The sequence below is a fragment of the Paenibacillus sp. NPDC057886 genome (assembly GCF_042796655.1).
GTDB lineage: Bacteria > Bacillota > Bacilli > Paenibacillales > Paenibacillaceae > Paenibacillus.
In genome coordinates, this window is record NZ_JBHVMZ010000003.1 from 235295 (window position 1) to 258407 (window position 23113).

Genomic DNA, 23113 nt, shown 5'->3' on the forward strand with positions numbered 1-23113 from the left:
ACAACGTTCTTCTCCATCATAACGGAAGGGGAAAGATCAGAACAAGCTTTGAACGTATTTAGCCGGATAAGCGATTTAACGAACAGTAGCAACCCGCCCGAACCAGACTGAACCCCGAAATTACGCCTTTTATATAACAGACTAATCTATTTCTATCTGTCTATATGTCAATTTAATCATATATATAAACCTAACGCGAATTATATAAGAAGTCAAAGTAAATGGTTGACAATCTGTATTAACTGTATTAATAATAGTAGTGCAGTTAATACACCTTAGTGTTGGATACATACACTTCAATATACAGTCATCATTCATCAATAGGGTATTACAACTTTTATAGAGAGGAGGTGCGGGATGTTCGAATTGGATGTACGCAGCCGTAAGGCGATCTATGAGCAACTAGTGGACAAAATCAAAGAAATGATCGTGTACGGTGTTCTCCAACCCGATGAGCAGCTTCCTTCCGTTCGCACACTGTCCGGGCAGCTCACGGTTAATCCGAATACGATTCAGAAGGCGTACCGGGAACTTGAACGTGAAGGCTATATCTATTCATTGCAGGGAAAAGGGAGCTTCGTATCATCGTCCGTGGAACATCCGAATGCAGCCATGAGAGATGAAATTAGAGCCGCTCTGGTGAAGCTGATTGCGGAAGCTTCATATTCCGGTTTGAGCAAAGCCGATATGACGCTTTTATTTGAGGAAGCGATGGCCCGTATAGAGAAGGGGGAGCCTCATGATTGAGCTGAATCAGGTCATTAAGGCATTTGAACAGGAAAAAGCCGTTGATGGCGTCACGATGCAAGTACATAAGGGATCGATCTACGGTTTACTCGGTTCCAACGGGGCAGGCAAAACGTCGCTGCTCAAAATACTGGCAGGCATCTATCGTCAGGATAGCGGAACGGTTCGCATCGAAGGACAAGAAATTTATGAAAATATGGACCTCAAAGGACGTACCATTTTTATGGCAGATGCGCCATACTTTTTCCCGCAATCGTCCATCCATCAGATGGCTGCCTTCTATCGTTCGGTATATCCGCGCTGGAATGAGGAACGCTTCGTACAGCTCGGCAGTGTTTTTAAACTGGATGTCAAACGTAAACTGCATCGCATGTCCAAAGGTATGCGCCGTCAGGCAGCCGTTTGGCTTGGGCTCAGCTGTATGCCTGAAGTGCTGCTCATGGATGAGCCGATTGATGGGCTTGATCCGGTCATGAGGCAGCAGATCAAGAATCTGCTGTTCCAGGAAGCAGCGGAGCGTCAGGTGACGATTCTGATCTCGTCTCACAATTTGCGCGAGATTGAAGACCTGTGTGACCATGTTGCCATTATGCACAAAGGCCGGATTATCGTAGAGAAAGACCTGGATGATCTGAAGGCTGATACACATAAAATTCAGGTTGCTTTCCGCCATCCTGATCATGCCACGGCAATGGATGAGCAGGTGAATATTTTGCATGAGGAGAAGCGGGGAAGTGTATCCCTGTTTATTGTGAAAGGTAATCGCGAGGCTGTGACGGAACGATTCCGTGCATTTGATCCCTATCTGCTGGATGTGCTGCCGCTGACGTTGGAAGAAATATTTATCTATGAAATGGAGGATGCAGGATATGATATTCAACCGATTGTTCTGTAACCGGGGCATCCTGTTCCAAAATTTCAGGCAGCATGGATGGATTGGCATCTTGTACTTGATTACGCTTCTGTTTTCGCTACCGCTCTATATCGGTACAGAGTACCGGGAAGTACCAAAGCAGATTACGAGTTTGTTCCAGGCGAATGGGGAAGTACAAATTCTGTTTGCCATTACGTTCCCGGTAGCTGCGGGGATTTTTCTGTTCCGGTATGTGCAATCCGGTGCACCTTCGGATCTGTTCCACAGTTTGCCGCTGCGTCGCAAACATCTGTTAACCGTTAATTTGTTGACAGGATTTATTATGATACTGCTTCCGATCTGGATAACGACTGCCATTACAGGCTGGATTTGGGCCGTTTTGGATCAACCCGCATTTATATTCGGAGGTAGTTCAATCTGGATGTGGGGCCTCAGTATGAGCATTTACTCGCTGTTTATGTTCATGCTGACTGTGGTGGTAGGCATGTGCATTGGACAGTCCGTGTTGCAGGGACTCACCGTGTACGCACTCCTACTGTTGCCTGTTGTTGTATGGTTCATTTTTTCCTTGCATCTTCAACATTACCTGCTTGGATATCCGTACGATGATGTTGGGCGAAATGCAGAAAAAATATCTTTAGTTCTTCGTATGGGTTCGATTAGTGGAGCTCCTGTGATCGGTTGGGAACTCATTATTTATTCCATATTGACATTGTTGTTCATCCTGTTGTCTTACGTATTCTATGCGAAGAGACAGGTGGAATCTGCTACCCAAGCGGTGACGTTTACGCTTGTTAAACCCATATTCCGATTTGGTTTAATGTTTACGCTGGTTTTAATTGGCGGAGCCTACTTCACCATTATTGCTCCAAGAGGATCATCGGGGTGGGGAATCTTCGGATATATCCTCGGTGGAGTTGTTGGTTATATTGTTGCCGAGATGATTATTCGCAAGACGTGGCTGATCTGGAGCAGCAAGCTCCTGCCCAAGTTTGCTTTATATGGTATCGTGGCCGGATTGATTTTGTACGTTCCTGTTGCCAGTTGGAATGGATATGCTGCACGAGTGCCTGAGTTGAACAAGGTTAACAGTATCAAGCTTGGTGGAGAGAGATACACTTATACTAACGGTGTCTCATTGAAAATGGATGATGGTCCTTTCTATTCAAGTGATTCTGAATATATGAAAGCCGTTATTGCTCTTCATCAGAAGATCGTGGATTCTGATTTGTCTTTGCTGGATGATCCCATCAATCCAGGCATGCGTAATGACGAGTATGTGTTTATTAATTACAAGCTGGATAACGGCAAGGTGATAAAACGCAAATACTACATTCCCGAAGCTGAGTTCCGTCAGGAATTGATGACTTTGAAACAGACTCAGGACTACAAAAGAGTTGCATATGATACGTATAAGCTGGAAGAGGACGCGCTGAGTATTGGAATTCGCTCAACCATTAGTCCATATCTGAAGGTATATATCAGTAATCCGCAGCAAGTTCGTGAGTTCAAGGAATTGCTGAGGCAGGACATTATGGACCAGACATACGAGGAGCAACGTTCCCCGTGGCAGTCTTTTGCATTTGCGGAAATGAATCAGGATTCTTCATCGAATGATCCTTTTCAGCCTAAAGAGATGTGGAATTTTGAGATCAAACCAAGCTATGATCGGGTATTGGATTGGCTGAAAGAAAACAAATTATACGAACAACTGGAATTTTCAGTAGATGAGGTGGCTTCCGCGCAGTTTGTGAAGCAAGAGGTCAACAGTCCCGGGAATTCTCAGTTGCTCTATCCTCAGTCGGAGTATGTGGACGGGAATGCTACTGGCAATAAACAGATCGCAACCAAAAATAAAAAAATTATCAGCCAATTACTCAAGCGTCAACGGTCCGGTTATCAAACAGAGAGAGATACCATCTATCAGATCAAATTGAATGTTACCCAAGGGGAGAATATTTACATGATCCTGAAAGAAGAAGACCTGACAGATGAGATGAAAGCCATCCTGGTCGGACAGTAAAATAATCTGCAAGCGGGAAGGGTTCTCCCGGTAAACATGCTGATTTCTCTATCTGACTTGACCAGAATACAAGTATGGAATATATTAGAAAAAGGTAATGATTCGATTCGATATGATGATCATTTCGGCGAATCCCATATGGAACAGCTTATGAGGGAAGCACCCGTAAGAGCAGGCAATATGCCTGACTTGCGGGTGCTTTTTTTGTCTTTTTGCCAGTGTGTTCATCAGGGATCGTAATCGATTCACCGCACAGAACATCCAGCAGGTTCTAACTATCAATTCACATGGAAAGGAGCAGAAGAGAATGCAAACTGGAATTTTGGAGGATAATGCAAGTCATCAGGTGGGTCATTGTTCATGTTCAGTGCAAGCGAGGCAAAGTCGCTTAAATGAGGGGAATGATGACAAGCAAAAGATTATGAACCAATCCCATATGAGGAGCATGAGAAATCATAGTTTCATGAGCAACCGATACACGGCACGCCCTAACCTTCGCGCTAACGTATGGACGCGTATGAGCCTGGGACTCATCATCATTTTTAGTATGAGTGTGATTTATTATTCCTCCGCTGCTGAAGCAGCGGGCCCTGAGCTTGGTGTAACAGCCCAGAAGGCGTGGGAAACCGTGCTGAGCAAGGCCGATTCGCAGACCAAGTTGTCTCTGCAACGAGCGTACGAGAACGTTGGAAACTGGACGACGCAGGAACAGACTTGGGAACAAAAGACAAAGACCATTCATGCCGCCAATACCAAGGATCTGGAACAATTACGTGTAAGTATAAGGCAAATCGATGATGCAAAGATCGCAGGTCTAACCGAAAAGGTAAAACAAACCGAGGCCCGGTATGAGTCTTTGTTTGCCTTGTACAGTTCAGTGAATAGGCAGCTCGATGCCGCCAAAGCGATCAAAAACAAGGAATGGAGTGCGGCTATTCGCACCCAAGCGGATACGTTGAAACCAGTTGTTCAGCTTGCCCGAGAAGACATTCGTTTCAAGAAAAAGGAGCTTGCCGAAGCCCGCAAACGAAAGAGCACAGAAGTGAAACGGTTGCGTACTCTACTGGCTGGAGCCGATCCGGTGAAGAAGCAGATTCAAACGGGCAAAAAACAGGCGAGCCTGTCGAGAGAGCGATATTCAAACGCGTTACAGCAGTTCAAACAGAGTGCAAAGCTAGGCCAGTCATCACGTGTATTAAGCTCGTTGAACTCCTTAGCCGCAGCGGCAGAGAAATGGGCAGGCTCCAAACAGCATCTCTATACACTGGAACAGAAGGTAAGTGCTACCTACGCCAAAGTCAGACAGGAACTGACCAAGAGACCTAAATAAAAGCGAGTTACATTATCCTTTTTGCCACTACCGAGAAACAACAGTATAGTCGATGAGAAGACAGGACTGTGGTACACTCGAAGCAAACGAGGTGGCAGGAGGATATGAATGGCAGACAAAGAAGATTTGACCCGGTTCGGTGTGGCATTTCCCACGCCTCTGATCGAACAGTTTGACAGCTATATCGAAGAGCAGGGATACAAAAACCGTTCGGAAGCTTTCCGTGATTTGGTCCGTAAAACATTGCTGGAGCCTTCTGCATTGCATTCCGAGCAGGATGTAGCTGGAACGATTGTGATGGTGTATGACCACCATATTAGTGATCTCCCTATTCGGTTAATGGAGCTGCAGCACGAGGCACATCACGACATCATCTCCAATATGCATGTACACCTGAACCATGATCAGTGTCTGGAGGTGATTGCGGTGCGGGGCAACTTAGGACGTTTGCGTCATCTGCATCAGCAGATCCAGGTTCAAAAAGGAGTACTGTATGCAGAGCTGTCCGTAACGTATGTGAATGAGCTCAACAAAATGGCAAGCCACCACAGTCGTCACAATCATGATCACAGTCAAAATTAATAAAGTCATCACCATCATCCTGATTCTTCAACGGATTAACTTTAACATTTTAATAACCAATCCATTGGCTTTAACTGGCCTTGCTCGTAGCCTGAATTTAGAACAACAGATTATTGGTCCAATACCGATAATCTGTTGTTTTTTTATTTTGTTATAATACCTCACTTCAAACAGTGGATCATCTACCGTTCCCTCTGTTGATCTCGTTTAAATTCCCTTTAAATGAAAATAAATGGATTTTGAAGTCAAGTTTGTTGACACAACAAAACTGATTTGTGCTACAATTTTCAAAAAAAGTAACACGGAATTGGGTTGAATAGAAAAAATTTAGGGGGAACAACGTAGATGCGCGGATTTTCATGGGGGAAACGATCGGTTAGAACGGGATTAGGCATTTTACTTATATGTACAGTTGGGCTGTCGGGATGTACACAGGGTACATCCTCAACAATAGAGAGCGTTCATCAGGCGGCTTCTATTCCCAAAGACGAATTGGTGCTGGCCGTTGGCGCGGAACCGGAAGGCGGATTTGATCCCACTACGGGGTGGGGACAGTACGGTTCGCCGCTCTTTCAGAGCACTTTGCTGAAAAGGGATGCCAAGCTTCAACTGGTCAATGAACTGGCGACAGATCATTCCGTCAGTGAAGATGGGCTGACTTGGACCGTCACACTCCGGGATGATGTAAAGTTCTCCGATGGTGAGCCACTGACAGCCGAAGATGTCAGGTTTACGTTTGAGACGGCTGCCAAGAGCGGTTCTGTCATCGATTTGACCAATATGGCGGATGTGGAAGCCCCGGATGCGACAACTGTCGTCTTTACATTAAAGTCGCCTCAGTCCACGTTTATCAGTCTTCTGACTACACTCGGTATTGTGCCTGAGCACGCCTATGGTCCTGATTATGCCGAGCATCCGGTTGGATCTGGTCCATACAAGCTGGTGCAGTGGGATAAGGGCCAGCAGGCGATCGTCGAGGCGAACGAACAATATTACGGGAAAAAGTCCACATTCCATAAACTGACGTTCCTCTATCTGGATGAAGATGCAGCCTTTGCGGCGGCGAAGGCCGGTACAGTCGATATCGCGGCTATCCCGGCGGCATTCAGTAAGCAGCAGGTAAGCAGCATGAAGCTGGAATCGGTAAAAACAGTTGATAACCGGGGCATCATGTTCCCGATGCAGCCCTTAGGCGCTAAGTCTGGTGACGGCCTGCCGGCAGGCAATGATGTTACCTCCGACATCTCCATTCGCAAGGCGGTGAATGTTGCGATTGATCGGACTGCTTTGGTAGAAGGAGTACTGGAGGGGCATGGTCGTCCAGCTTACTCGGTCAGTGATGATCTGCCTTGGAGCAATCCGGGTTCTATATTTGCAGATGCGAATCCGGATGAAGCGAAGCAGATTCTGGCTGATGGCGGCTGGGGGGATACAGATGGTGACGGAATTGTGGAGAAGAACGGCACAAAGGCCGAGTTCAATCTGCTTTATTTTGCAGGGGATCTAACGAGACAATCTCTGGCACTGGCTGCTGCGGATATGGTAGCCCAGGCAGGGATCAAGGTCAATGTAGAGGGAAAGAGCCGGGAAGAAACGAAAAAGCTGGCCTACACCAATGCCGTATTATTCGGCTGGGGAAGTCATGATCCGCTTGAAACCTACAATCTCTACAGCAGTACTCATAAAGGCGAAGGATATTACAACACGGGATTGTACAGTAATCCAACCGTGGACCACTGGATGCAACAGGCTCTGCAAGCGACAACGGAAGAAGAGGCACTGCCCTTCTGGCAGAAAGCGGAGTGGGATGGATCGACAGGATTCAGTTACCAGGGCGATGCGCCATGGGCATGGCTGGTGAACATTGATCATCTGTATCTGGTGAAGAATGGTCTAAATATCGGTGAACAGCAGATTCATCCACATGGTCATGGGTGGCCGGTGACATCCAACCTGGAAGAATGGTCCTGGGATGAAGATTCGAAATAGACACTCTGCGGTAGCTTTAGCCTGAATTGGGGAGAGATTGGATGGACAGGATGGGATGGGCCAGATTTGTCGGATTTAAATTGCTGCGGCTTTTATCTTTGCTGGCAGGAGTCAGCGTGGTGTCTTTTATATTAATGCAGTTCTCTCCAGTGGACCCGGTGGAGGCCTACATTGGTGGAGATATGATCAGGGTGAGCGCAGAGCAACGCAGTCTTATTGAAGAACGTTGGGGGCTCAATGATTCACCCGTAGAACGACTATTTACTTGGGGACAGGCACTAGTTAAGGGCGATCTGGGAACATCGATGATCTATAGGCAGCCGGTTGCGGACATCATCCAGGAACGATTCATGAATTCTGTCGCTCTTATGGCGGTGGCATGGGTGTTATCCGGTCTGATTGGATTCGGTCTGGGTGTCGTTGCTGCTATGAGACGGGATTCGCGGTTGGATCGTCTGATCTGTTGGTACTGTTACACACTGGCTTCCACGCCGGTATTCTGGATCGCGCTGTTACTACTCATGGTATTCGGTGTATGGCTTGGCTGGCTGCCAATTGGACTTGGTGTACCTGCGGGCATGGCAGCAGATCAAGTGACATGGGGAGATCGGGCCATACACATGATTCTGCCTGCGCTGACGTTGAGTCTGACGGGCGTAGCCGCTATTGCCTTACATACCCGGCAAAAGCTCGTGGATGTGCTGGACTCGGATTATATTCTTTTTGCGAGGGCACGAGGTGAGCGAGGTGTTCAACTGTTTCGTCGTCATGGGTTCAGGCATGTGGTACTGCCAGCTTTGACGCTGCAATTTGTTTCATTTAGTGAATTGTTCGGTGGGGCTGTGTTGGCGGAGCAAGTATTTTCCTATCCCGGACTAGGGCAAGCCACGGTTCAGGCGGGATTGCGCGGTGATGTGCCGCTGCTGCTGGGACTTGTTTTGTGCAGTGCGATATTTGTGTTTACAGGCAATATGATTGCCGACATTCTTTATCGTATCATTGATCCGCGCATGAAGGAGGAGACGATAGGATGAAACAGACAATGGAACGTCCATCCCGGCCTGCGCCTCAGACAGCACAGCATCTGAAAGTTAACTCTGCCAAAAGTGAGGCGGGGAACAAGAGAAATTGGAGGTCAGTACATCCACGTATTCACGGTGGAAAAGATAATTCAAGTGGCAGCAATCCTCGTTACCTTAATCCTCCTTTCCGCAATCCACGTAAATGGGCGCTCATCTGGGGCAGCCTGGGCGTAATCTGGATTGCCATCGTGTGGCTGACTGGCAGACTGCTTCCCGCAGAATCGACGCTGACCTCCTTGATGGATCGGAATCTGGCTCCGGCCTGGGCACATCCTTTTGGTACGGATTGGCTTGGGAGAGATATGTTTATGCGCACATTAAAAGGATTGGCAACAAGCATTCAGGTAGGGTTACTCGCGGCTTGCGGCGGTGGACTTATCGCGCTGTTGCTGGGTCTTGCTGCTGCTTCAGGGAAGGCGGCGGACCGGGTCATTTCATGGATCATTGACCTCTTCCTGAGTGTTCCTCACTTGGTATCGCTGGTGATGTTGGCCTTTGTGTTCGGTGGAGGTTTACCTGGGGTGGCGTTAGCCATTGCCCTGACCCATTGGCCGAATCTGGCCCGGATTGTACGGGCAGAGATGATTCAGCTGAGATCAGCAGAGTATATTCACATCTCACGCAGATTGGGTCAATCTCGATTACGTATTGCTGTGCAGCATATGATGCCCCATCTGATCCCACAGCTGTTCGTGGGAGTGCTGCTGATCTTCCCTCATGCGATTCTGCATGAGGCAGCGATTACGTTTCTGGGGCTGGGGCTGTCGCCGCAGCAGCCAGCCATTGGAATTATTTTATCGGAGTCGATGAGGTATTTGTCGGCAGGTATGTGGTGGCTGGCCTTTTTCCCAGGACTCGCATTGTTGTTGATCGTTCGTGCGTTTGATGTGCTGGGTGGTAGTCTGAAGACTTTAACGGGAACCGGCAGTTCAAGGGAGGTAGGGTAACATGGCTCTTCTAGAAGTGGAGGGAGTATCGGTTTCGTTCCGGCGTGCTCGGGGATGGTTTGGGCACGAGGAGACCCATGTTATACAGAATCTGAGCCTGTCTGTCAATGAAGGGGAGATTGTCGCCGTCGTAGGGGCAAGTGGATCAGGCAAAAGTGTGCTGGCGCAGGCAATCATGGGCATTCTTCCTGTCAATGCGACGATAGAAGGTCGGATTAGCTATGCAGACGAACCCTTGACCATGAACCGGCAGCTTCATCTGCGTGGAGATGAACTGGTGTATATTCCGCAATCAGTCAGTTATTTGGACCCGTTGTTGAAGGTAGGCAGGCAAGTTCAACCCGTAAGTCAAAATTCAGGAGGTACGCACGGATCGAAGCATCGATCCACGATGCAGAAGGCAGAGCAGGAACTGACGGGACGTTATGGATTGCCTCAGGGCACGTCGGGCAAATATCCGTTTGAGTTGTCAGGTGGTATGGCTCGGCGGGTGTTGATGGCAACGGCGACCTCCGGTGCTCCGAAACTCATTATTGCAGATGAGCCTACACCTGGCATCCATCCCGAAGTGCTGGCTGAAACGATGAAGCATTTTCGTCAACTGGCCAATGAAGGCGTCGGCATCCTTTGGATTACCCATGATATTACGACTGCCTTGACGGCAGCAGATCGCATATCCGTCTTTTACGCAGGCTCCAATGTAGAGACGGCGCAGGCTTGTGATTTTACAGGTAAGGGCGAACGGTTACGACATCCATACACGAAGGCGCTCTGGAACGCGTTGCCGCAAAATGAATTTCAACCTCTTTCTGGTACCCAGCCTGTAGCAGGCCGGCAACGGGTAGAAGGATGCTCATTTGCACCACGCTGCATCGGAGCGACCGCGGCTTGCACGAACGAACGTCCTGAGATGCGCAAGGTCCGAGGCGGGGAAGTGAGGTGTATTCATGCCACTTGAGGCTAGAAAGACAGGTTATCGTTATGGTAAAGACGCTTGGATATTTCAGAATATAAATATGAAAATACAGCAGGGGGAGGTCGTTGGCTTGTGGGGGCCCAGTGGCTGTGGAAAAACAAGTCTTGGGCGTATCCTTGCAGGGTATGTGGAGCCGCTGGCAGGTCAAGTGCTGCTGGATGGGAAGCCGCTTCCCAAAGCCGGAGTCTGTCCGGTTCAACTTGTATTCCAGCATCCGGAGAAAGCAGTGAATCCACGCTGGCGGATGCGTCGTGTGCTGAAGGAAGCGGCGATTGAGGATCAGGAGCTGCTCAATGACTTGGGTATCCAGACGAATTGGCTGGATCGCAGGCCCGGTGAGTTGTCAGGCGGAGAATTGCAACGATTCTGCGTTGCACGCGCTCTCGGCACAGCAACTCGTTACGTAATTGCGGATGAGATGACCACCATGCTGGATGCGATCACACAGGCACAGATCTGGCATACGGTGATGAATATTTCGCGTCAGCGCAGCCTGGGACTGCTGATCATCAGCCATGATCGGGAGTTACTGGACAGGTTATGCGATCGGATTGTGCAGATGCCAACTTCATAGCTTACGGGGCATAAACAGTTTTCCAATATAAAAGGGGTGTCCGGGTAGTCCATTATGAACATTAATCATGGATATGACTACAGGGACAGCCCCTTTTGCGATTTTAACGAACTCAATGCTTTAACGAACCGAGCGCGTGCTATTAGACAAATTTCTACAGTTTCGGTGCTGGAAGGAATGTAGACACCTTATATGCCCGTAATGCCTGTATTTTCACCGATTTTTGCTATGCAATGTTAATAAAGTGGCTGAAGTTCGTTAGTCTTCTCATCTCAAGTTAAACTTCGGAATAAGGTGTAACCGATTCGTTAGTGTCTTTAATTTACTTTAACGTCCATTCAACTTAATTGTCTGACAGCCTGCCCACCAGCGCAGACAATCTGCGCATGGCTTCTTCCACCGTTGAACGTGGGCAGGCGACATTGATGCGCATGAATCCTGTACCTTCCGCTCCGAAGATACTTCCATCATTGAAGGCGAGTCCCGCTTCCTTGAGCAGCATCGTACACAGTTGCGCATGCGGTATATTCAGCTTCCGGAAATCCATCCACAGCAGGTAAGTTGCTTCTGGAAGCCGGATTCCGATTTGCCGCATATGCTCCGCGACGTACTCCTGCACGTATTCCATATTTCCGCGGATATAATCAAGACAGTCATCCAGCCATTCTTCAGCCTCGTTGTAAGCCGCTTCGGCTGCCACTGCTCCCAACGTGCTGATGTTGGCAAGTCCCATTGTTTTGACGCCCTGCATGAATGATTCCCGCAGCTTGGCATTTGGAATGATGATATTGGAGGTGCAGAGACCTGGAATGTTGAACGTTTTGCTTGGTGCTGTGCAAATGATGCTGAGATCAGCGACAGCTTCGGAAATAAGAGCAAGCGGTGTATGGGCACCGCGTTGGTGGACCAGATCGGCATGAATCTCATCCGAAACGATGAGTACATTGTATTGCACGCAGAGTGCAGCAAGGTTTTGAAGTTCTTCATGAGTCCATACCCGTCCAACCGGGTTGTGAGGACTGCACAGAATTAGCATTTTGACCCGACCCTTCTTCAGGCAGGATTCCAGATGCTCCAAATCCATGGAGTAATGTCCATCGTTCTCCACCAATGGATTGGTCATCAGTTCTCTGCCCTGACCACGTACCACATCATAGAAGGGAGCATATACCGGCGTCTGAATCACTACCGCATCACCCGGTTCGGTGAACCGTTGTACAGCAATGCTGAGTGCTGGCACAATACCTGGGGTGAATACAACCCATTCATCGTTAATGCTCCAGTTGTGACGTCGCTCCATCCATCCCGTTAGGGCTGCGTGATACGCATCTGTTCGCACCGTATAGCCAAAAATACCGTGTTCCATTCGAGTCTTCAACGCTTGAATGACCGACGGCGGAGCAGCGAAATCCATATCAGCAACCCACATGGGGAGCGCATCTGCAACGCCAAAGATTTCTTCAAGCGCGTCCCATTTCTCTGATCCGGTGGTGAGCCGGTTAATCGGCTCGTCAAATGTACTATGATTGTTCATTGCATAAATCCCCCTTGAAATCCGTTCCTTCGACTACAATCGACAGATTATTATCTAATAAATTCGGTGATTTCGCAACTTGTAACCAGCAGATGAATTCCATTTTGTATGAGGCTACATCAAGGACTTTGTTCATGTAATAACAATGATTCGAGTGTGCGTAAAGCAAAATAATGAAACGACTAATTTTGTGCGCCGCTGGTCCTGTTTTCCTCTTAAATCATGTACAAGCTCTCGCCAGATGGTATTATGATCCCAACCTTTGGTTTAACAACGAAGCAGCAACCGTACATATATTTTCGATAATAAAAACAATCAGGAGGGATTTTGGATGAAAAATAAAAAGTGGATGTTAACCGCTGGTGTCTTCGGTATGGTGCTAACGGGATCAGCAGGGGCATATGCAGGAACGCAATTGGAAACCATCAAGGCTTATTTAAACCATGGGTTAGGCATTGAAGTGAACGGGCAGAAGTTCACACCGACAGGTGACCAGGGCAAGAAGCTCGCCCCCATTACATATCAAGGCAGTACTTATCTGCCGGTTCGTTCCATTGCAGATGCGTTGAACACGGAAGTAACGTATGATTCGAAAACCAATAAAGTAAGCATCGGTTCCAAAAGCTCCTCCAGTGGGTCCAGTTCCATAAGCAACAGCGATTCGACTTCAACAACATCAACAGATAAAAACAAACAGGCTGAGAGTGTGAAGGCCAAGTATTTACCAGTTGATTTCCCTTTACCAACGGATGCCAAGACAATTAGCCTGATTGAGTCTAGTGTAGACGGCGGCAAGAACAAAATCGTCTTTACATATACAACAAAAGAAACGCTGCTCGCGGTAGGGACATCCTACAAAGACTATTACCAGAACAAAGACTTTACTGAATACGCGCAAGACGTAAAGGTGGATGGATTCGGCATTGCTGGCCGTGAAGAAGGCAAATTCGCCGTATCCATTACAGGTTCCACTTCTACAAGTAACAAGGATGTTAACGAAGTGACCATTGTGTGGGGAGAAGAGTAAGGGAGCAGTAACAAGTACTCATAGCCATGATTTCATAAAATAAACCAAGGTATACTGACGCAGTAATTGTCCCATTTCCAAACGTCCAAACAGTAAAAACCACCAAAGAGGGTCATGAGTATGACCGCTTCTACTGGTGGTTTTGTTGATCCTGGATACTTCTCGATCAAGCGAACATGAGAAGAAGGAAGAAGTTATTTTTATTTCATATCACATGATCTTAAGATGGCGTTACAGGTGCTCATTGAACCATCCGGCAATATGCTCCAGACGACGTACTCTTAAGTGCGGGTGACCTCCGCGGGACAACTCGTGATTGGCTCCCGGGAAACGAACGAACCGAGTGGTCTGTTTGCGTCGTTTCAAGGCAACATACAGTTGTTCAGCCTGTTCAATTGGACAACGCAGATCCTGCTCACCATGCAAAATCAGCAGTGGAGTATTGACGTTACCCACGTATGCAAGCGGGGAGTGTTTCCATAACTTCTCGGTGTCATCCCAGGCATTACCGCCAATCTGGTCCTCCGTGAAAAAGAATCCAATATCACTGACCCCGTAGAACGAGAGCCAGTTAGAGATGGAACGCTGAGTGACGGCTGCCTTGAAACGGTCGGTATGTCCAACGATCCAGTTGGTCATAAAGCCACCATAGCTGCCGCCAGTGACGCCAAGTCGGGACTCGTCGATAAACGGGTATCGGGACAACGCATAATCGATGGCTTCCATCAGATCACGATAATCCCCTCCGCCATAGTCACCTCGGCAGGCATTCACGAATTGCTGCCCGTATCCGAGCCCACCTCGTGGATTGATATATACAACAGCGTATCCCTGTGCTGCGAGAATCTGGAACTCATGCATAAACGTAAACCCATACATCATATGTGGACCGCCATGAATCTCAAGGATGGTTGGGACTTTGACTCCTTCCACCATGCCAGCCGGTTTCAGCATCCAGCCTTGCAGTCGCAGGCCGTCAGAGGAATCGAACCAGAAGGTTTCTGGTGTGCTAAGTTGAATTTCTTCATCCAGTTGAGGATTGCTATGGGTCAATTGTATAGGCTCGGCCCCAACTTCATCAGGTTGAGTATACAGAAAGAGATCACCAGGACTAAGTACGTCTGCTACGGCAGCCACGATCTGTCCATTTTCCAGCTCAGCAAATTGATAGAACTCTTTCTCAACTGGCAAGATGTATTCGGCATGACTGCCGTCCCGTGCAAATCGGGCAATCCGGACACTGCCTTCAATAGTAGCAAGACAGAGAATGGATGAACCATCACGACTGAATACCGGACCCGTATTGGTTAAGTGTGAGCGCATATCACCAACGAGGCTGTGATTGATCTGTACATCCCAATCCTTGCTCAGACATACGGGTTTGCCGCCTGAAATCGGAAGGGTGTAGAGCTTGACCAACGTAGCATTTTCATAGGAGCGGTCGCTGGCAAGCAATGCAAGGGATTGTCCATCAGGAGCGTACGTCAGCCGGCCGAAAGAGTATCCTTCCGGGGTCAACTGCTGCACGTCAGATCCGTCAGACTTGGCACGATACACATGGTTCGTCAGAGTGTAATCGTTATGTTGCTCGCCCTCTTCCGGAAACTGAGCGATCCAGGCAATAGACTCTCCGTCCGGCGACCACGCATAGTCCCCAACGTCATAATGACCTGTAGTTACAGGGATCGCCTCTCCGCCTTCGATTGGAACACGGAAGAGATGGGTTCGTCTACCATTCCACAGTCCACCGCTGTCAGATTTCATTCGAATTCGATCCACGACAAGTTCTTGCAGCAGTTTTTTATCTATGTCTTCAGTTTCATCTTCGTCTTTTTCACTCATGTCCACAGATGATTTAACAAGTAAAGTGAGCCCATCCGGTGACCAGAGCAGAGAGCTGACGCCATGCTTCAAATAACTGATTTGCTGTGCTTCTCCACCATCTGAGGCGATCAGCCACACTTGTGTTTTGCCCTCATGCTCTCGTAAAAAAGCAAGCTGTGAGCCATCCGGCGACCAAGCAGGAGCGTGATCCTTATCTCCGGATGTGAAAGGTCTGTCCTTCTGGTTCTCCAGGTTAAGGAGTCTCAGGTGAGAAGAATAACCGTCTCGTGCTTCATTTGTTTTACGGCTTACATATACCAGTTGTCCACCCTGAGGAGACGGAGTTGGATCATTAACCCATGTAATCTGAAAAAGATCTTCCGATGTTATGCCGCGCAGACTATTCATTGTTTGTCCTCCCACCACGATTTCAGAATGTTTTAATTTCCTAACCTTTCCATTTATATTAACGGAAAGCATGAGGCAGGACAACACGATTCTGAACGGACGTACTCCTATTTCTTAACAATATCACCTGTGACGAAAAGGAATTATTGGAAGTATGACGAATCCTAATGTTGAATAGTCATGAAATGGACGAAATGCTGTCTGAAAATGATGTTTAATGTCAGTTGAATCTGTTTAATGAACAATGCTATTTAAGTATATTTGGTAATCCAGCTTATTTAATGAGCTGTACCCCGTTTATATAGATCATTCTTGTCTCAGTCACCATGAAGGAGGAGCATCATTTTGTCCACATCCTATGATCAACAGCACCTGGAATACCCTAGCCGGAAACGAATGGCATGGCTTACAGTGGGGGCGGCACTTTTTGTAGCAGCCGGATTTTTTTTGATGTTTGATGATTCTTCAGCCAAGGGATCCACCATTTCTTCCGTTATAGGTTTGTTCTCCATTTTGTTTTTTGGGCTATGTCTCTGCTACAGCCTGGTGAAGATGATTAAGAAGGAACCTTCCTTTGTTGTCGATGAGCATGGGTTTGCGGATTCATCTTCTTACACATCGGGAGGGCTAATTGCCTGGAAAGATGTTGAGAATATTTTTATGTATGAATTCATGGGACAGCAGATGATTGGGGTTAAATTGTGGGACGAGAAAGCCTTTCTGGATCGTCAGAATGGGATGAAGCGCAAATTAATGACGGTAAACAGCAGCCTGGTCGATGCTACGGTAAGCATTGCCCAGAACAGCCTCACGTTACCACTAGATCAGTTGTATATCATGATGGTGGAGCGTTGGAAGCGATCGAATGAAGGGGCGAATAAATAACGAGGAACATTGTCAGATTGGAGGAGTACAGATGAAACAAGGAAATCAGACGCGTACGATCCAGCTACCCGATGGGACATCATTGCCTGCAATCGGACAGGGAACATGGTACATGGGTGAGAAGCAATCCAGTCGGAGAGAGGAAGTTCAGGCACTGCGTTATGGTATTGAACGTGGAATGACAGTGATAGATACGGCAGAGATGTACGCAGAAGGCGGGGCAGAAGAGGTCACTGGTGAGGCGATAGCAGACTGTAGGGATGACGTATTCCTGGTATCCAAAGTGTATCCCCATCATGCGGATCGGAAGCAGATGATCACCGCTTGTGAGCGCAGCCTTTCGCGTCTGGGTACAGACCGCTTGGATCTGTATTTGCTGCACTGGCGTGGAGGTGTGCCGTTGGAAGAGACTGTCGAAGCCATGGAACGGTTGAAACTATCAGGCAAAATTCTGCGCTGGGGTGTCTCGAATCTGGACACAGAGGACATGCAGGAGCTATGGAACATTCCAGCTGGTCAGCATTGTGCAGTGAATCAAGTGCTGTATCATGCAGCTTCTCGTGGTATAGAATACGAGCTTCTTCCCTGGTTGAGGGAACGCCGTATTCCTGTGATGGCATATTGTCCACTGGCCCAAGGTGGCAGGCTTCGTAAAGAATTGCTGGAGCATTCAGTCATCTGTGAGATTGCCAAGAATCGAGGAGTCAGTCCCTCGCAAATTGCGTTATCCTGGGTTATCAGGGATGGAGACATACTGGCGATTCCGAAAGCTGTACAGCTGAATCATGTTGCCGAGAATGCTGCGGCGATGGACATTATTTTGACCCAAGATGAGATTGTAAGGTTGAATGAGGTATTCCCTGCACCTAAGGGTAAAATGCCTTTGGATATTGTATAGAAAAAACGTCTTGTCATACCGATTACATCATACAATGAACGTTGTTGGAAGAATCAAGAGCAGATCTGCGGATCTGCTCTTTTTTGCATTAAGAGACAATTTAAATAAATGGGCTTTACAACAACAAATCACTAGTGTACTATGTAACTAACACACAGATACAGAGAGGAGCGAGGACATTGTGAGCATCGAATTTGACAACAACTTGCCAATCTACCTGCAGATTATGCAGTACATCAAAAGACAGATTGTGACCGGAACACTTAAGGCAGGCGATAAAATTCCTTCGGTTCGTGAGCTCGCGGCCGAATTACAGATCAATCCCAATACAGTACAGCGAACATTTCAGGAGTTGGAGCGGGAAGAAGTGGTTGAAACCAAGCGAGGTCTGGGCCGATACGTGACAAGTGAGGAGTCGAAAATTATGACGATCAAAAAAGAGATGGCTGGTGAATTGCTGGAGCGTTTTCTTACAGGAATGCAGGAGCTGGGCATCGAAGAACAGGATATTGTAAATATCGTGGCGGATGCCGTTGCAGAAGGAAAGCAATCATCGCATCGTGATGGAAGAGGAGGAACAGTGAATGAGTAATATTCTTGAGCTGAACCATGTGAGCAAAACGTATGGCGGCAAGAAAGCACTACATGACATCACGCTTGATATCGCACCAGGCCGAATTGTAGGTCTGCTGGGCAGTAACGGCAGCGGTAAAAGCACTTTGATGAAACTGGTTGCAGGGCTTCTGCACCCCAGCAGTGGAGATGTTCGTGTCACGGGAAAAGCGGTTGGCTTGGAAACGAAGTCACTGGTATCCTTTATGCCGGACCGCCCGTTGACCGAGAATTGGATGAAGGTAAGGGACGCGATTGCGTATTACCGCGATTTCTACGCTGATTTTGATCAAGAGAAAGCAAGAGAGATACTTGATTTCATGAAGCTTGGAGAGGGAGAAAAGGTAAGACATTTGTCGAAAGGTATGAATGAACGACTGCAATTAACACTGGCTCTTTCCCGTAAAGCTCGTCTCTATCTGCTCGATGAACCGATTGGCGGGGTAGACCCGGTTGCCCGGGGCAAAATTTTGGATGCAATTGTGAAGTTCTATGATGAAGACAGCAGTCTGATCATCTCTACACATCTCGTAACGGATATTGAACGAATTTTTGATGAAGTGATCTTCATCCGTGAAGGTGAATTGGTGATGCGGGAAGAAGTGGAGACACTGCGTCTCAAGTACGGTAAAAGTGTGGATGAAATGTTCAAGGAGGTCTATGCGGAATGATGACACTGCTGAAGTATGACTTTAGAAGGAATTGGAATACATTGTTGGCTGGCCTGGCCGTATTGATTATCGTTCAAATTGGGCTGGCATTGTTTTTTTCTGAAGTAACAGGGAGTCTTATAGGTGTGATTGCATATGTCGGAGCAGGTGTGGCCATTTATGTGAAAATGATCAAGACATACAGAGCCAATATCCGTTCGTTCAACCGCCGTCTTGTGCCGGTAACAGGGCTGTCTCACGTCTTGTCTCCGATCATATTCGGAACACTTTGCGGGCTGGGTTTACTGGCGGTAGCCACCATTCACTACTTTATTTACAGTGCAACACACACAGGGATTAACTTTACCAGCTACATTAACGATTCGGGTATTCATCTTTCGGAGATTGTTTCGTTGCTGTTGTTTTTCTGGTGGGTAGCTTTGTTCTGTATCATAATCATCTTCCTCTCCATTTCGATTGGAGGCAGCTTCCGTTTTAAAACAGGACCGTGGATTAGTATCGTCGCATTTTTCGTACTAATCAATCTCATTAGCTGGTTGGAGAATATCATCTTCTCGGGTCGATTTAACCCGGATGAATTATTTCAGGTAACGGAAAAAAGTACAGGGCTCTCCATTATGTCCAATCGAATCATTTGGTCAGATGGAACGTGGGCGAGTGTCATCTTTGAAATCATCGTGGCTGTGATTTTGGTTGGCGTTGCCGTATATCTGAATAATAGAAAAGTCGAAGTCTAAGTTAAGATTCTGTCAGCTGAAGTTTAGCTGGCAGATTTTTTTATTTGAAGCAATTCCCAGTTCTTATACGTAAATAGGGATATATGTCGTTTTGCAATAAGGGAGAAGGTTTATTTCTTGTAAGGGAGGGATTCCATGGAACTTTATTTCAGAGATAATTTCTTTAATGCGGGGTACACCGAGATTATTAACCATAAACAGGAACAGGCAGGTCATCTCGATTTGAAAAGTGCCTTTGGTTCATCGCTTGATGTATTCGATAACTCGGGACTCATTTGCAGTGGTAAATTCCGCATGTTAAGTAACCGTTGGGATGTGACTTCAGCCGATGGAAGGGAGCGGGGTGTGTTACGGACGAGAATAAGCTTTTTCAGTAAAAAGTATGAGTACGATGCAGGACCGCGTGGTGTGTATGATGTCTCCGCTCCGGCGTTTTCACAGGAATATGATATCACCGGGATGGGCGGCAAAATCGTGGCAAGCTTCAGGCGTACAAGTGGCTGGTTCGGTTCAGGCGCATTTGTGTTAGACAACCAATCAGAACATCTGGATACGTATGAATTGATTGCGGTTGTGATGGGTGTGCATGCGATTAATAAAAGAAGGAATTCGGCTGCCGGTAGTGGCGCTTAGACAGAAAATATGAACAAAGAGGCTGTCCCTTAGGTCGTTAACATAACGGGGGACAGCCCTTGTTGTATTATTTTATTCTAATGAAACGAACACACGCTATTCGTCCCCATTTGCATAAGTCGGACGTTTAACGAATCACAACTAACATGAGCTATGCAGAATCACTGCCTTCCGTCTTTACAATAGGTTCCTCGCCGTGGTGGCTGCGCACTCCTCCAGAAGTCCTTTCAGGCTGTACTTCAGGCTCGGTTTCCGCATAGCGTGCCAATACTTTGGCGGCTGTCTCGGACATTCGCTCCCGAAGTGCAGCATTGTCTGCAATCCGTACCCGTTTGCCCAGAAAACGCATTTTGGACAACACATAATCCATCTCATTCCGCGGAATGGTCAGTTCAATGCGGTACATCTGTTGTGCTTCCACAAATTCGACCTGCTTCTCGAAGCAGGAGAAGGCATACAGAATTCGCGACAATTCCTGATTGAACTCTGGCAGCACTTCGATTGTCACGGTCGTCTTCCGTTTCTCCGTTAAAATCGCGATTTTGCCAGCGTATTGCGAAGCGGTCTCCGGTTGAAGCGGTTGAGGTTCAACGGCAATGATGCTGTGCAGCTTGGTTGACATCAGTTTGCTGTAGAGTGGAGCATACCAGAGCACGTACCATTCTTTTTTGACCATGGAATACTCGAGCTTGTAGGGAAATCCAAACTGATCCTGGCTGATTCGTCCATTGCGTACACGCCCTGTCAAACGAAACCCTTGATGATGCAAAATCATCTGCCGTAAAGGTTTGAGCAGCGGGTGAAAGACACTGTTTTCTTCACTTTTGGCTTTTTCGGTCAGGTAATCCTGAAGGTCCAGATCCTGCTCTGAATCCAGCATGTCATGCATTTTGTGCAACGTATCAGGGTGCAGCGCTTCTGGTGCGGCAGGGTGATTCAGCATCATGCGCAGCCAGGCTCGTTCCTGGGATGTCCAGGTGAACAGTCCGGTTTCATTCAATCTCGTCATCATCTGGTAGTTGAACATCTTCTCGAACAAATTCATAATATTGCGCAATCTCCTTCCATTCCTTAATCATCTCCTGACGCAGCCTCTGTGGAGCGATCACCTCGCAGCTTGAGCCAAAGCTCCGAAGCCACGGCTTAATCTCGGTGGTACCATTGACCTGAATTTCATACAGAAAGGTATGTTCCGTTTCGGGCGTAATCGTTCCCCATTGGCCTTGCAAACGAACCCGATCCAGAATGAAGTTACGCTGGTTGTCCTGAGGATGGAAGAATCGGGCTTGAACCGTCACGGTGTTCCCCGTATCCACCAACCAGCTGAAGCGGCTGATCTCGGCCCACTGTTGTTTCAATTCGAGCATATATTGTTCTTCAATTGAATCCTGTTCCTCGAGCTGTGTAATGCCTTCCATGCGGAATTTTACAAAGCCTCGGCGTCCCTGATATCCAATAACATACCAGCGGCCATACTGATGGTCATAGACAACTTCAAGCGGTACGATCCGGTTGGATCGTCCGCCTGCTTCCCGTTCAAAACGTGGATTCGTATTCTGTGAACTGTAGCTGGACGGTTTTTTGGGTGAATAATACAGAAACTGTACATGTTTTCGCTGACGAATCGCACTAAGCAGAGTGAACAGATGTGCTTCGTCCAGAATGCGTGAATAATAGTGGTACTTGTATATAAATGGCTCGGTGGCTTCTTCCTGCGGATAGCTTGCGGCAATGGCTTTTTTGAGACTGTCGCGCAATAAATATCCCTGTACGGACGGAACCTGGGTGTTTGCCATAATATCCACAAAATCATACAGCTCCAGCTGTTCTTCCACGGTTAGCCCCGTAAGTACGTCCTGCTGCAAAAGGTAACGATAAGGCCTGCCGCCGGGTTCCTTGCGGATCACCCCGACTTCTTCCAGATACTTCAGATCTGAGCGGATTGTCTTTTCGTCAGGCAGCGCCAGTTCCTCCGGAAGTTCAGCGCAGCAGGCATCCAGCAATTCCATAGCGGTTAAAGCCTGATCTTGCAGGGTATGCAAAAGAACGGAAAGTCGTTGAACTTCAGTCTCTTTCATCGACTTGGCGCGAAAGAGGAAGAGCAGCATAGGCTCAGCAGACTCCCCATACTGGAAGCGTACGAGATCCGCCATTTCTTTGTTTTGTTCGGAGCCTGAGCGTTGGTCCGCGACGGTCTGCATAATTTCTTTTAATCTGCGCTGTGTTTTATCAAAAGTATGTACGGATATGCCGAGCCGTTCGGCATACTGTTTACGGTTGTACGCACCACTTGTCAGAGACAACATGCGCAGAAATTGAATTTCTTTGTCAAAGCTTTCTTTAGCCATGAGCATTCACTCCTTGGTGGCCTGGAGTCAGGCGGGTATAGTGGATGACTATGTTGGCAGAATAATTCTGCGTTATATAGAAACATTTGGGATCTTCCCATTTACTATTATCCCTTCATTGTATCAGGATGAGTGGCTGGTTTCATTTTAAACTTATGGAGGTCGAATCAATTTCATAATACCTTTAGCTGCTTCAATCGTTACAAAACGATAATTTAATGAGTTATGAAATTGATTCGTCGCCATACTTTCGCCATGTTCCCGTGCAAATGTGTGAGGCATAATAAGGTTGTGAAGCGGGGCAGCAACAAGCTCGGCGGATCAAGGTTCCGAGGCGCCAGGGAGGGTTACTTCGACTGTTAATCGACCAGGTCGTTGGTTCGAATCCAATCGCCGCCGTTCATGGCGGTGT

21 protein-coding genes and 1 tRNA gene are annotated in these 23113 nt (G+C 47.5%); 18 read left to right on the forward strand and 4 right to left on the reverse strand.

What is annotated here, in order from left to right:
• Positions 1-357: 357 nt before the first annotated feature.
• From ACFVQB_RS11705 to ACFVQB_RS11750, 10 genes are all read left to right on the forward strand, one after another.
• A complete protein-coding gene (locus tag ACFVQB_RS11705; protein WP_053783970.1) occupies positions 358-747 on the forward strand; it encodes a GntR family transcriptional regulator in 390 nt (129 codons plus the stop codon).
• A complete protein-coding gene (locus ACFVQB_RS11710) occupies positions 740-1642 on the forward strand; it encodes an ABC transporter ATP-binding protein (protein WP_379438609.1) in 903 nt (300 codons plus the stop codon). Before ACFVQB_RS11705 ends, ACFVQB_RS11710 begins: the two co-directional genes overlap by 8 nt.
• The gene (locus tag ACFVQB_RS11715) at positions 1617-3644 is read left to right on the forward strand and encodes a hypothetical protein (RefSeq protein WP_379438612.1); all 2028 of its coding nucleotides are present in this window, start codon (positions 1617-1619) and stop codon (positions 3642-3644) included. Before ACFVQB_RS11710 ends, ACFVQB_RS11715 begins: the two co-directional genes overlap by 26 nt.
• 445 nt (positions 3645-4089) lie before the next feature.
• Positions 4090-4974 carry a hypothetical protein gene (locus tag ACFVQB_RS11720; RefSeq protein WP_379438614.1) on the forward strand — a complete coding sequence of 295 codons (885 nt, stop codon included), beginning with the start codon at positions 4090-4092 and terminating at the stop codon, positions 4972-4974.
• Positions 4975-5082: 108 nt separating this feature from the next.
• Entirely contained in the window at positions 5083-5556 is a 474-nt protein-coding gene (gene nikR, locus ACFVQB_RS11725; RefSeq protein WP_379438616.1) for a nickel-responsive transcriptional regulator NikR, read from the forward strand.
• A 345-nt stretch (positions 5557-5901) separates the two neighbouring features.
• On the forward strand, positions 5902-7545 hold the full coding sequence (locus ACFVQB_RS11730) for an ABC transporter substrate-binding protein (RefSeq protein ID WP_379438618.1): 1644 nt from the start codon (positions 5902-5904) through the stop codon (positions 7543-7545).
• A gap of 41 nt (positions 7546-7586) precedes the next feature.
• Positions 7587-8579, forward strand: a complete 993-nt coding sequence (locus ACFVQB_RS11735) for an ABC transporter permease (protein ID WP_379438620.1) — start codon at positions 7587-7589, stop codon at positions 8577-8579.
• A complete protein-coding gene (locus ACFVQB_RS11740; protein WP_379438622.1) occupies positions 8576-9574 on the forward strand; it encodes an ABC transporter permease in 999 nt (332 codons plus the stop codon). The genes ACFVQB_RS11735 and ACFVQB_RS11740 overlap by 4 nt, the downstream gene beginning before the upstream one ends.
• A gap of 1 nt (position 9575) precedes the next feature.
• Entirely contained in the window at positions 9576-10532 is a 957-nt protein-coding gene (locus tag ACFVQB_RS11745; protein WP_379438624.1) for an oligopeptide/dipeptide ABC transporter ATP-binding protein, read from the forward strand.
• Positions 10522-11124, forward strand: coding sequence for an ABC transporter ATP-binding protein (locus ACFVQB_RS11750; protein WP_379438626.1), 603 nt, complete (start codon positions 10522-10524; stop codon positions 11122-11124). The genes ACFVQB_RS11745 and ACFVQB_RS11750 overlap by 11 nt, the downstream gene beginning before the upstream one ends.
• Before the next feature lie 343 nt (positions 11125-11467).
• On the opposite strand, the gene ACFVQB_RS11755 is transcribed toward ACFVQB_RS11750, so the two are convergent.
• On the reverse strand, positions 11468-12658 hold the full coding sequence (locus ACFVQB_RS11755; RefSeq protein ID WP_379438629.1) for a MalY/PatB family protein: 1191 nt from the start codon (positions 12656-12658) through the stop codon (positions 11468-11470).
• Positions 12659-12989: 331 nt separating this feature from the next.
• Here ACFVQB_RS11755 and ACFVQB_RS11760 point away from each other — a divergent pair, with 331 nt between their 5' ends.
• Positions 12990-13685, forward strand: a complete 696-nt coding sequence (locus ACFVQB_RS11760; RefSeq protein ID WP_379438632.1) for a stalk domain-containing protein — start codon at positions 12990-12992, stop codon at positions 13683-13685.
• A 231-nt stretch (positions 13686-13916) separates the two neighbouring features.
• Here ACFVQB_RS11760 and ACFVQB_RS11765 read toward each other — a convergent pair whose 3' ends face one another.
• Positions 13917-15917, reverse strand: a complete 2001-nt coding sequence (locus ACFVQB_RS11765; RefSeq protein ID WP_379438634.1) for a S9 family peptidase — start codon at positions 15915-15917, stop codon at positions 13917-13919.
• 345 nt (positions 15918-16262) lie between these two features.
• Between ACFVQB_RS11765 and ACFVQB_RS11770 the strand changes: the two genes are divergently transcribed.
• The 6 genes from ACFVQB_RS11770 (at position 16263) to ACFVQB_RS11795 (ending at position 20353) form a co-directional block, all read left to right on the forward strand.
• Positions 16263-16802, forward strand: coding sequence for an STM3941 family protein (locus tag ACFVQB_RS11770; RefSeq protein ID WP_379438637.1), 540 nt, complete (start codon positions 16263-16265; stop codon positions 16800-16802).
• A gap of 31 nt (positions 16803-16833) precedes the next feature.
• Positions 16834-17700 (forward strand): aldo/keto reductase, encoded by an 867-nt coding sequence (locus tag ACFVQB_RS11775; RefSeq protein ID WP_379438639.1) that lies wholly within the window; start codon positions 16834-16836, stop codon positions 17698-17700.
• 181 nt (positions 17701-17881) lie between these two features.
• Entirely contained in the window at positions 17882-18292 is a 411-nt protein-coding gene (locus ACFVQB_RS11780; protein WP_113054124.1) for a GntR family transcriptional regulator, read from the forward strand.
• Complete coding sequence (locus ACFVQB_RS11785) at positions 18285-18983, forward strand: ABC transporter ATP-binding protein (RefSeq protein WP_379438643.1); 699 nt, start codon at positions 18285-18287, stop codon at positions 18981-18983. Before ACFVQB_RS11780 ends, ACFVQB_RS11785 begins: the two co-directional genes overlap by 8 nt.
• Positions 18980-19720: a hypothetical protein gene (locus ACFVQB_RS11790; RefSeq protein WP_379438646.1), complete on the forward strand. Its 741-nt coding sequence runs from the start codon at positions 18980-18982 to the stop codon at positions 19718-19720. The genes ACFVQB_RS11785 and ACFVQB_RS11790 overlap by 4 nt, the downstream gene beginning before the upstream one ends.
• 135 nt (positions 19721-19855) lie before the next feature.
• Positions 19856-20353 carry an LURP-one-related/scramblase family protein gene (locus tag ACFVQB_RS11795; protein WP_379438649.1) on the forward strand — a complete coding sequence of 166 codons (498 nt, stop codon included), beginning with the start codon at positions 19856-19858 and terminating at the stop codon, positions 20351-20353.
• A 151-nt stretch (positions 20354-20504) separates the two neighbouring features.
• On the opposite strand, the gene ACFVQB_RS11800 is transcribed toward ACFVQB_RS11795, so the two are convergent.
• On the reverse strand, positions 20505-21398 hold the full coding sequence (locus ACFVQB_RS11800) for a WYL domain-containing protein (RefSeq protein ID WP_379438651.1): 894 nt from the start codon (positions 21396-21398) through the stop codon (positions 20505-20507).
• Complete coding sequence (locus tag ACFVQB_RS11805) at positions 21346-22701, reverse strand: helix-turn-helix transcriptional regulator (protein WP_379438653.1); 1356 nt, start codon at positions 22699-22701, stop codon at positions 21346-21348. Before ACFVQB_RS11805 ends, ACFVQB_RS11800 begins: the two co-directional genes overlap by 53 nt.
• Positions 22702-23016: 315 nt before the next feature.
• Here ACFVQB_RS11805 and ACFVQB_RS11810 point away from each other — a divergent pair.
• Positions 23017-23100, forward strand: a tRNA-Asn gene (locus tag ACFVQB_RS11810).
• Positions 23101-23113 lie beyond the last annotated feature (13 nt).

Bases quoted from the DNA above. Each gene is read 5' to 3' on its own strand.
- ACFVQB_RS11705 (WP_053783970.1), top strand. From the start codon at position 358: ATGTTCGAATTGGATGTACGCAGCCGTAAGGCGATCTATGAGCAACTA.
- ACFVQB_RS11710 (WP_379438609.1), top strand. From the start codon at position 740: ATGATTGAGCTGAATCAGGTCATTAAGGCATTTGAACAGGAAAAAGCC.
- ACFVQB_RS11715 (WP_379438612.1), top strand. From the start codon at position 1,617: ATGATATTCAACCGATTGTTCTGTAACCGGGGCATCCTGTTCCAAAAT.
- ACFVQB_RS11720 (WP_379438614.1), top strand. From the start codon at position 4,090: ATGAGAAATCATAGTTTCATGAGCAACCGATACACGGCACGCCCTAAC.
- nikR (WP_379438616.1), top strand. From the start codon at position 5,083: ATGGCAGACAAAGAAGATTTGACCCGGTTCGGTGTGGCATTTCCCACG.
- ACFVQB_RS11730 (WP_379438618.1), top strand. From the start codon at position 5,902: ATGCGCGGATTTTCATGGGGGAAACGATCGGTTAGAACGGGATTAGGC.
- ACFVQB_RS11735 (WP_379438620.1), top strand. From the start codon at position 7,587: ATGGACAGGATGGGATGGGCCAGATTTGTCGGATTTAAATTGCTGCGG.
- ACFVQB_RS11740 (WP_379438622.1), top strand. From the start codon at position 8,576: ATGAAACAGACAATGGAACGTCCATCCCGGCCTGCGCCTCAGACAGCA.
- ACFVQB_RS11745 (WP_379438624.1), top strand. From the start codon at position 9,576: ATGGCTCTTCTAGAAGTGGAGGGAGTATCGGTTTCGTTCCGGCGTGCT.
- ACFVQB_RS11750 (WP_379438626.1), top strand. From the start codon at position 10,522: ATGCCACTTGAGGCTAGAAAGACAGGTTATCGTTATGGTAAAGACGCT.
- ACFVQB_RS11755 (WP_379438629.1), bottom strand. From the start codon at position 12,658: ATGAACAATCATAGTACATTTGACGAGCCGATTAACCGGCTCACCACC.
- ACFVQB_RS11760 (WP_379438632.1), top strand. From the start codon at position 12,990: ATGAAAAATAAAAAGTGGATGTTAACCGCTGGTGTCTTCGGTATGGTG.
- ACFVQB_RS11765 (WP_379438634.1), bottom strand. From the start codon at position 15,917: ATGAATAGTCTGCGCGGCATAACATCGGAAGATCTTTTTCAGATTACA.
- ACFVQB_RS11775 (WP_379438639.1), top strand. From the start codon at position 16,834: ATGAAACAAGGAAATCAGACGCGTACGATCCAGCTACCCGATGGGACA.
- ACFVQB_RS11785 (WP_379438643.1), top strand. From the start codon at position 18,285: ATGAGTAATATTCTTGAGCTGAACCATGTGAGCAAAACGTATGGCGGC.
- ACFVQB_RS11790 (WP_379438646.1), top strand. From the start codon at position 18,980: ATGATGACACTGCTGAAGTATGACTTTAGAAGGAATTGGAATACATTG.
- ACFVQB_RS11795 (WP_379438649.1), top strand. From the start codon at position 19,856: ATGGAACTTTATTTCAGAGATAATTTCTTTAATGCGGGGTACACCGAG.
- ACFVQB_RS11800 (WP_379438651.1), bottom strand. From the start codon at position 21,398: ATGAATTTGTTCGAGAAGATGTTCAACTACCAGATGATGACGAGATTG.
- ACFVQB_RS11805 (WP_379438653.1), bottom strand. From the start codon at position 22,701: ATGGCTAAAGAAAGCTTTGACAAAGAAATTCAATTTCTGCGCATGTTG.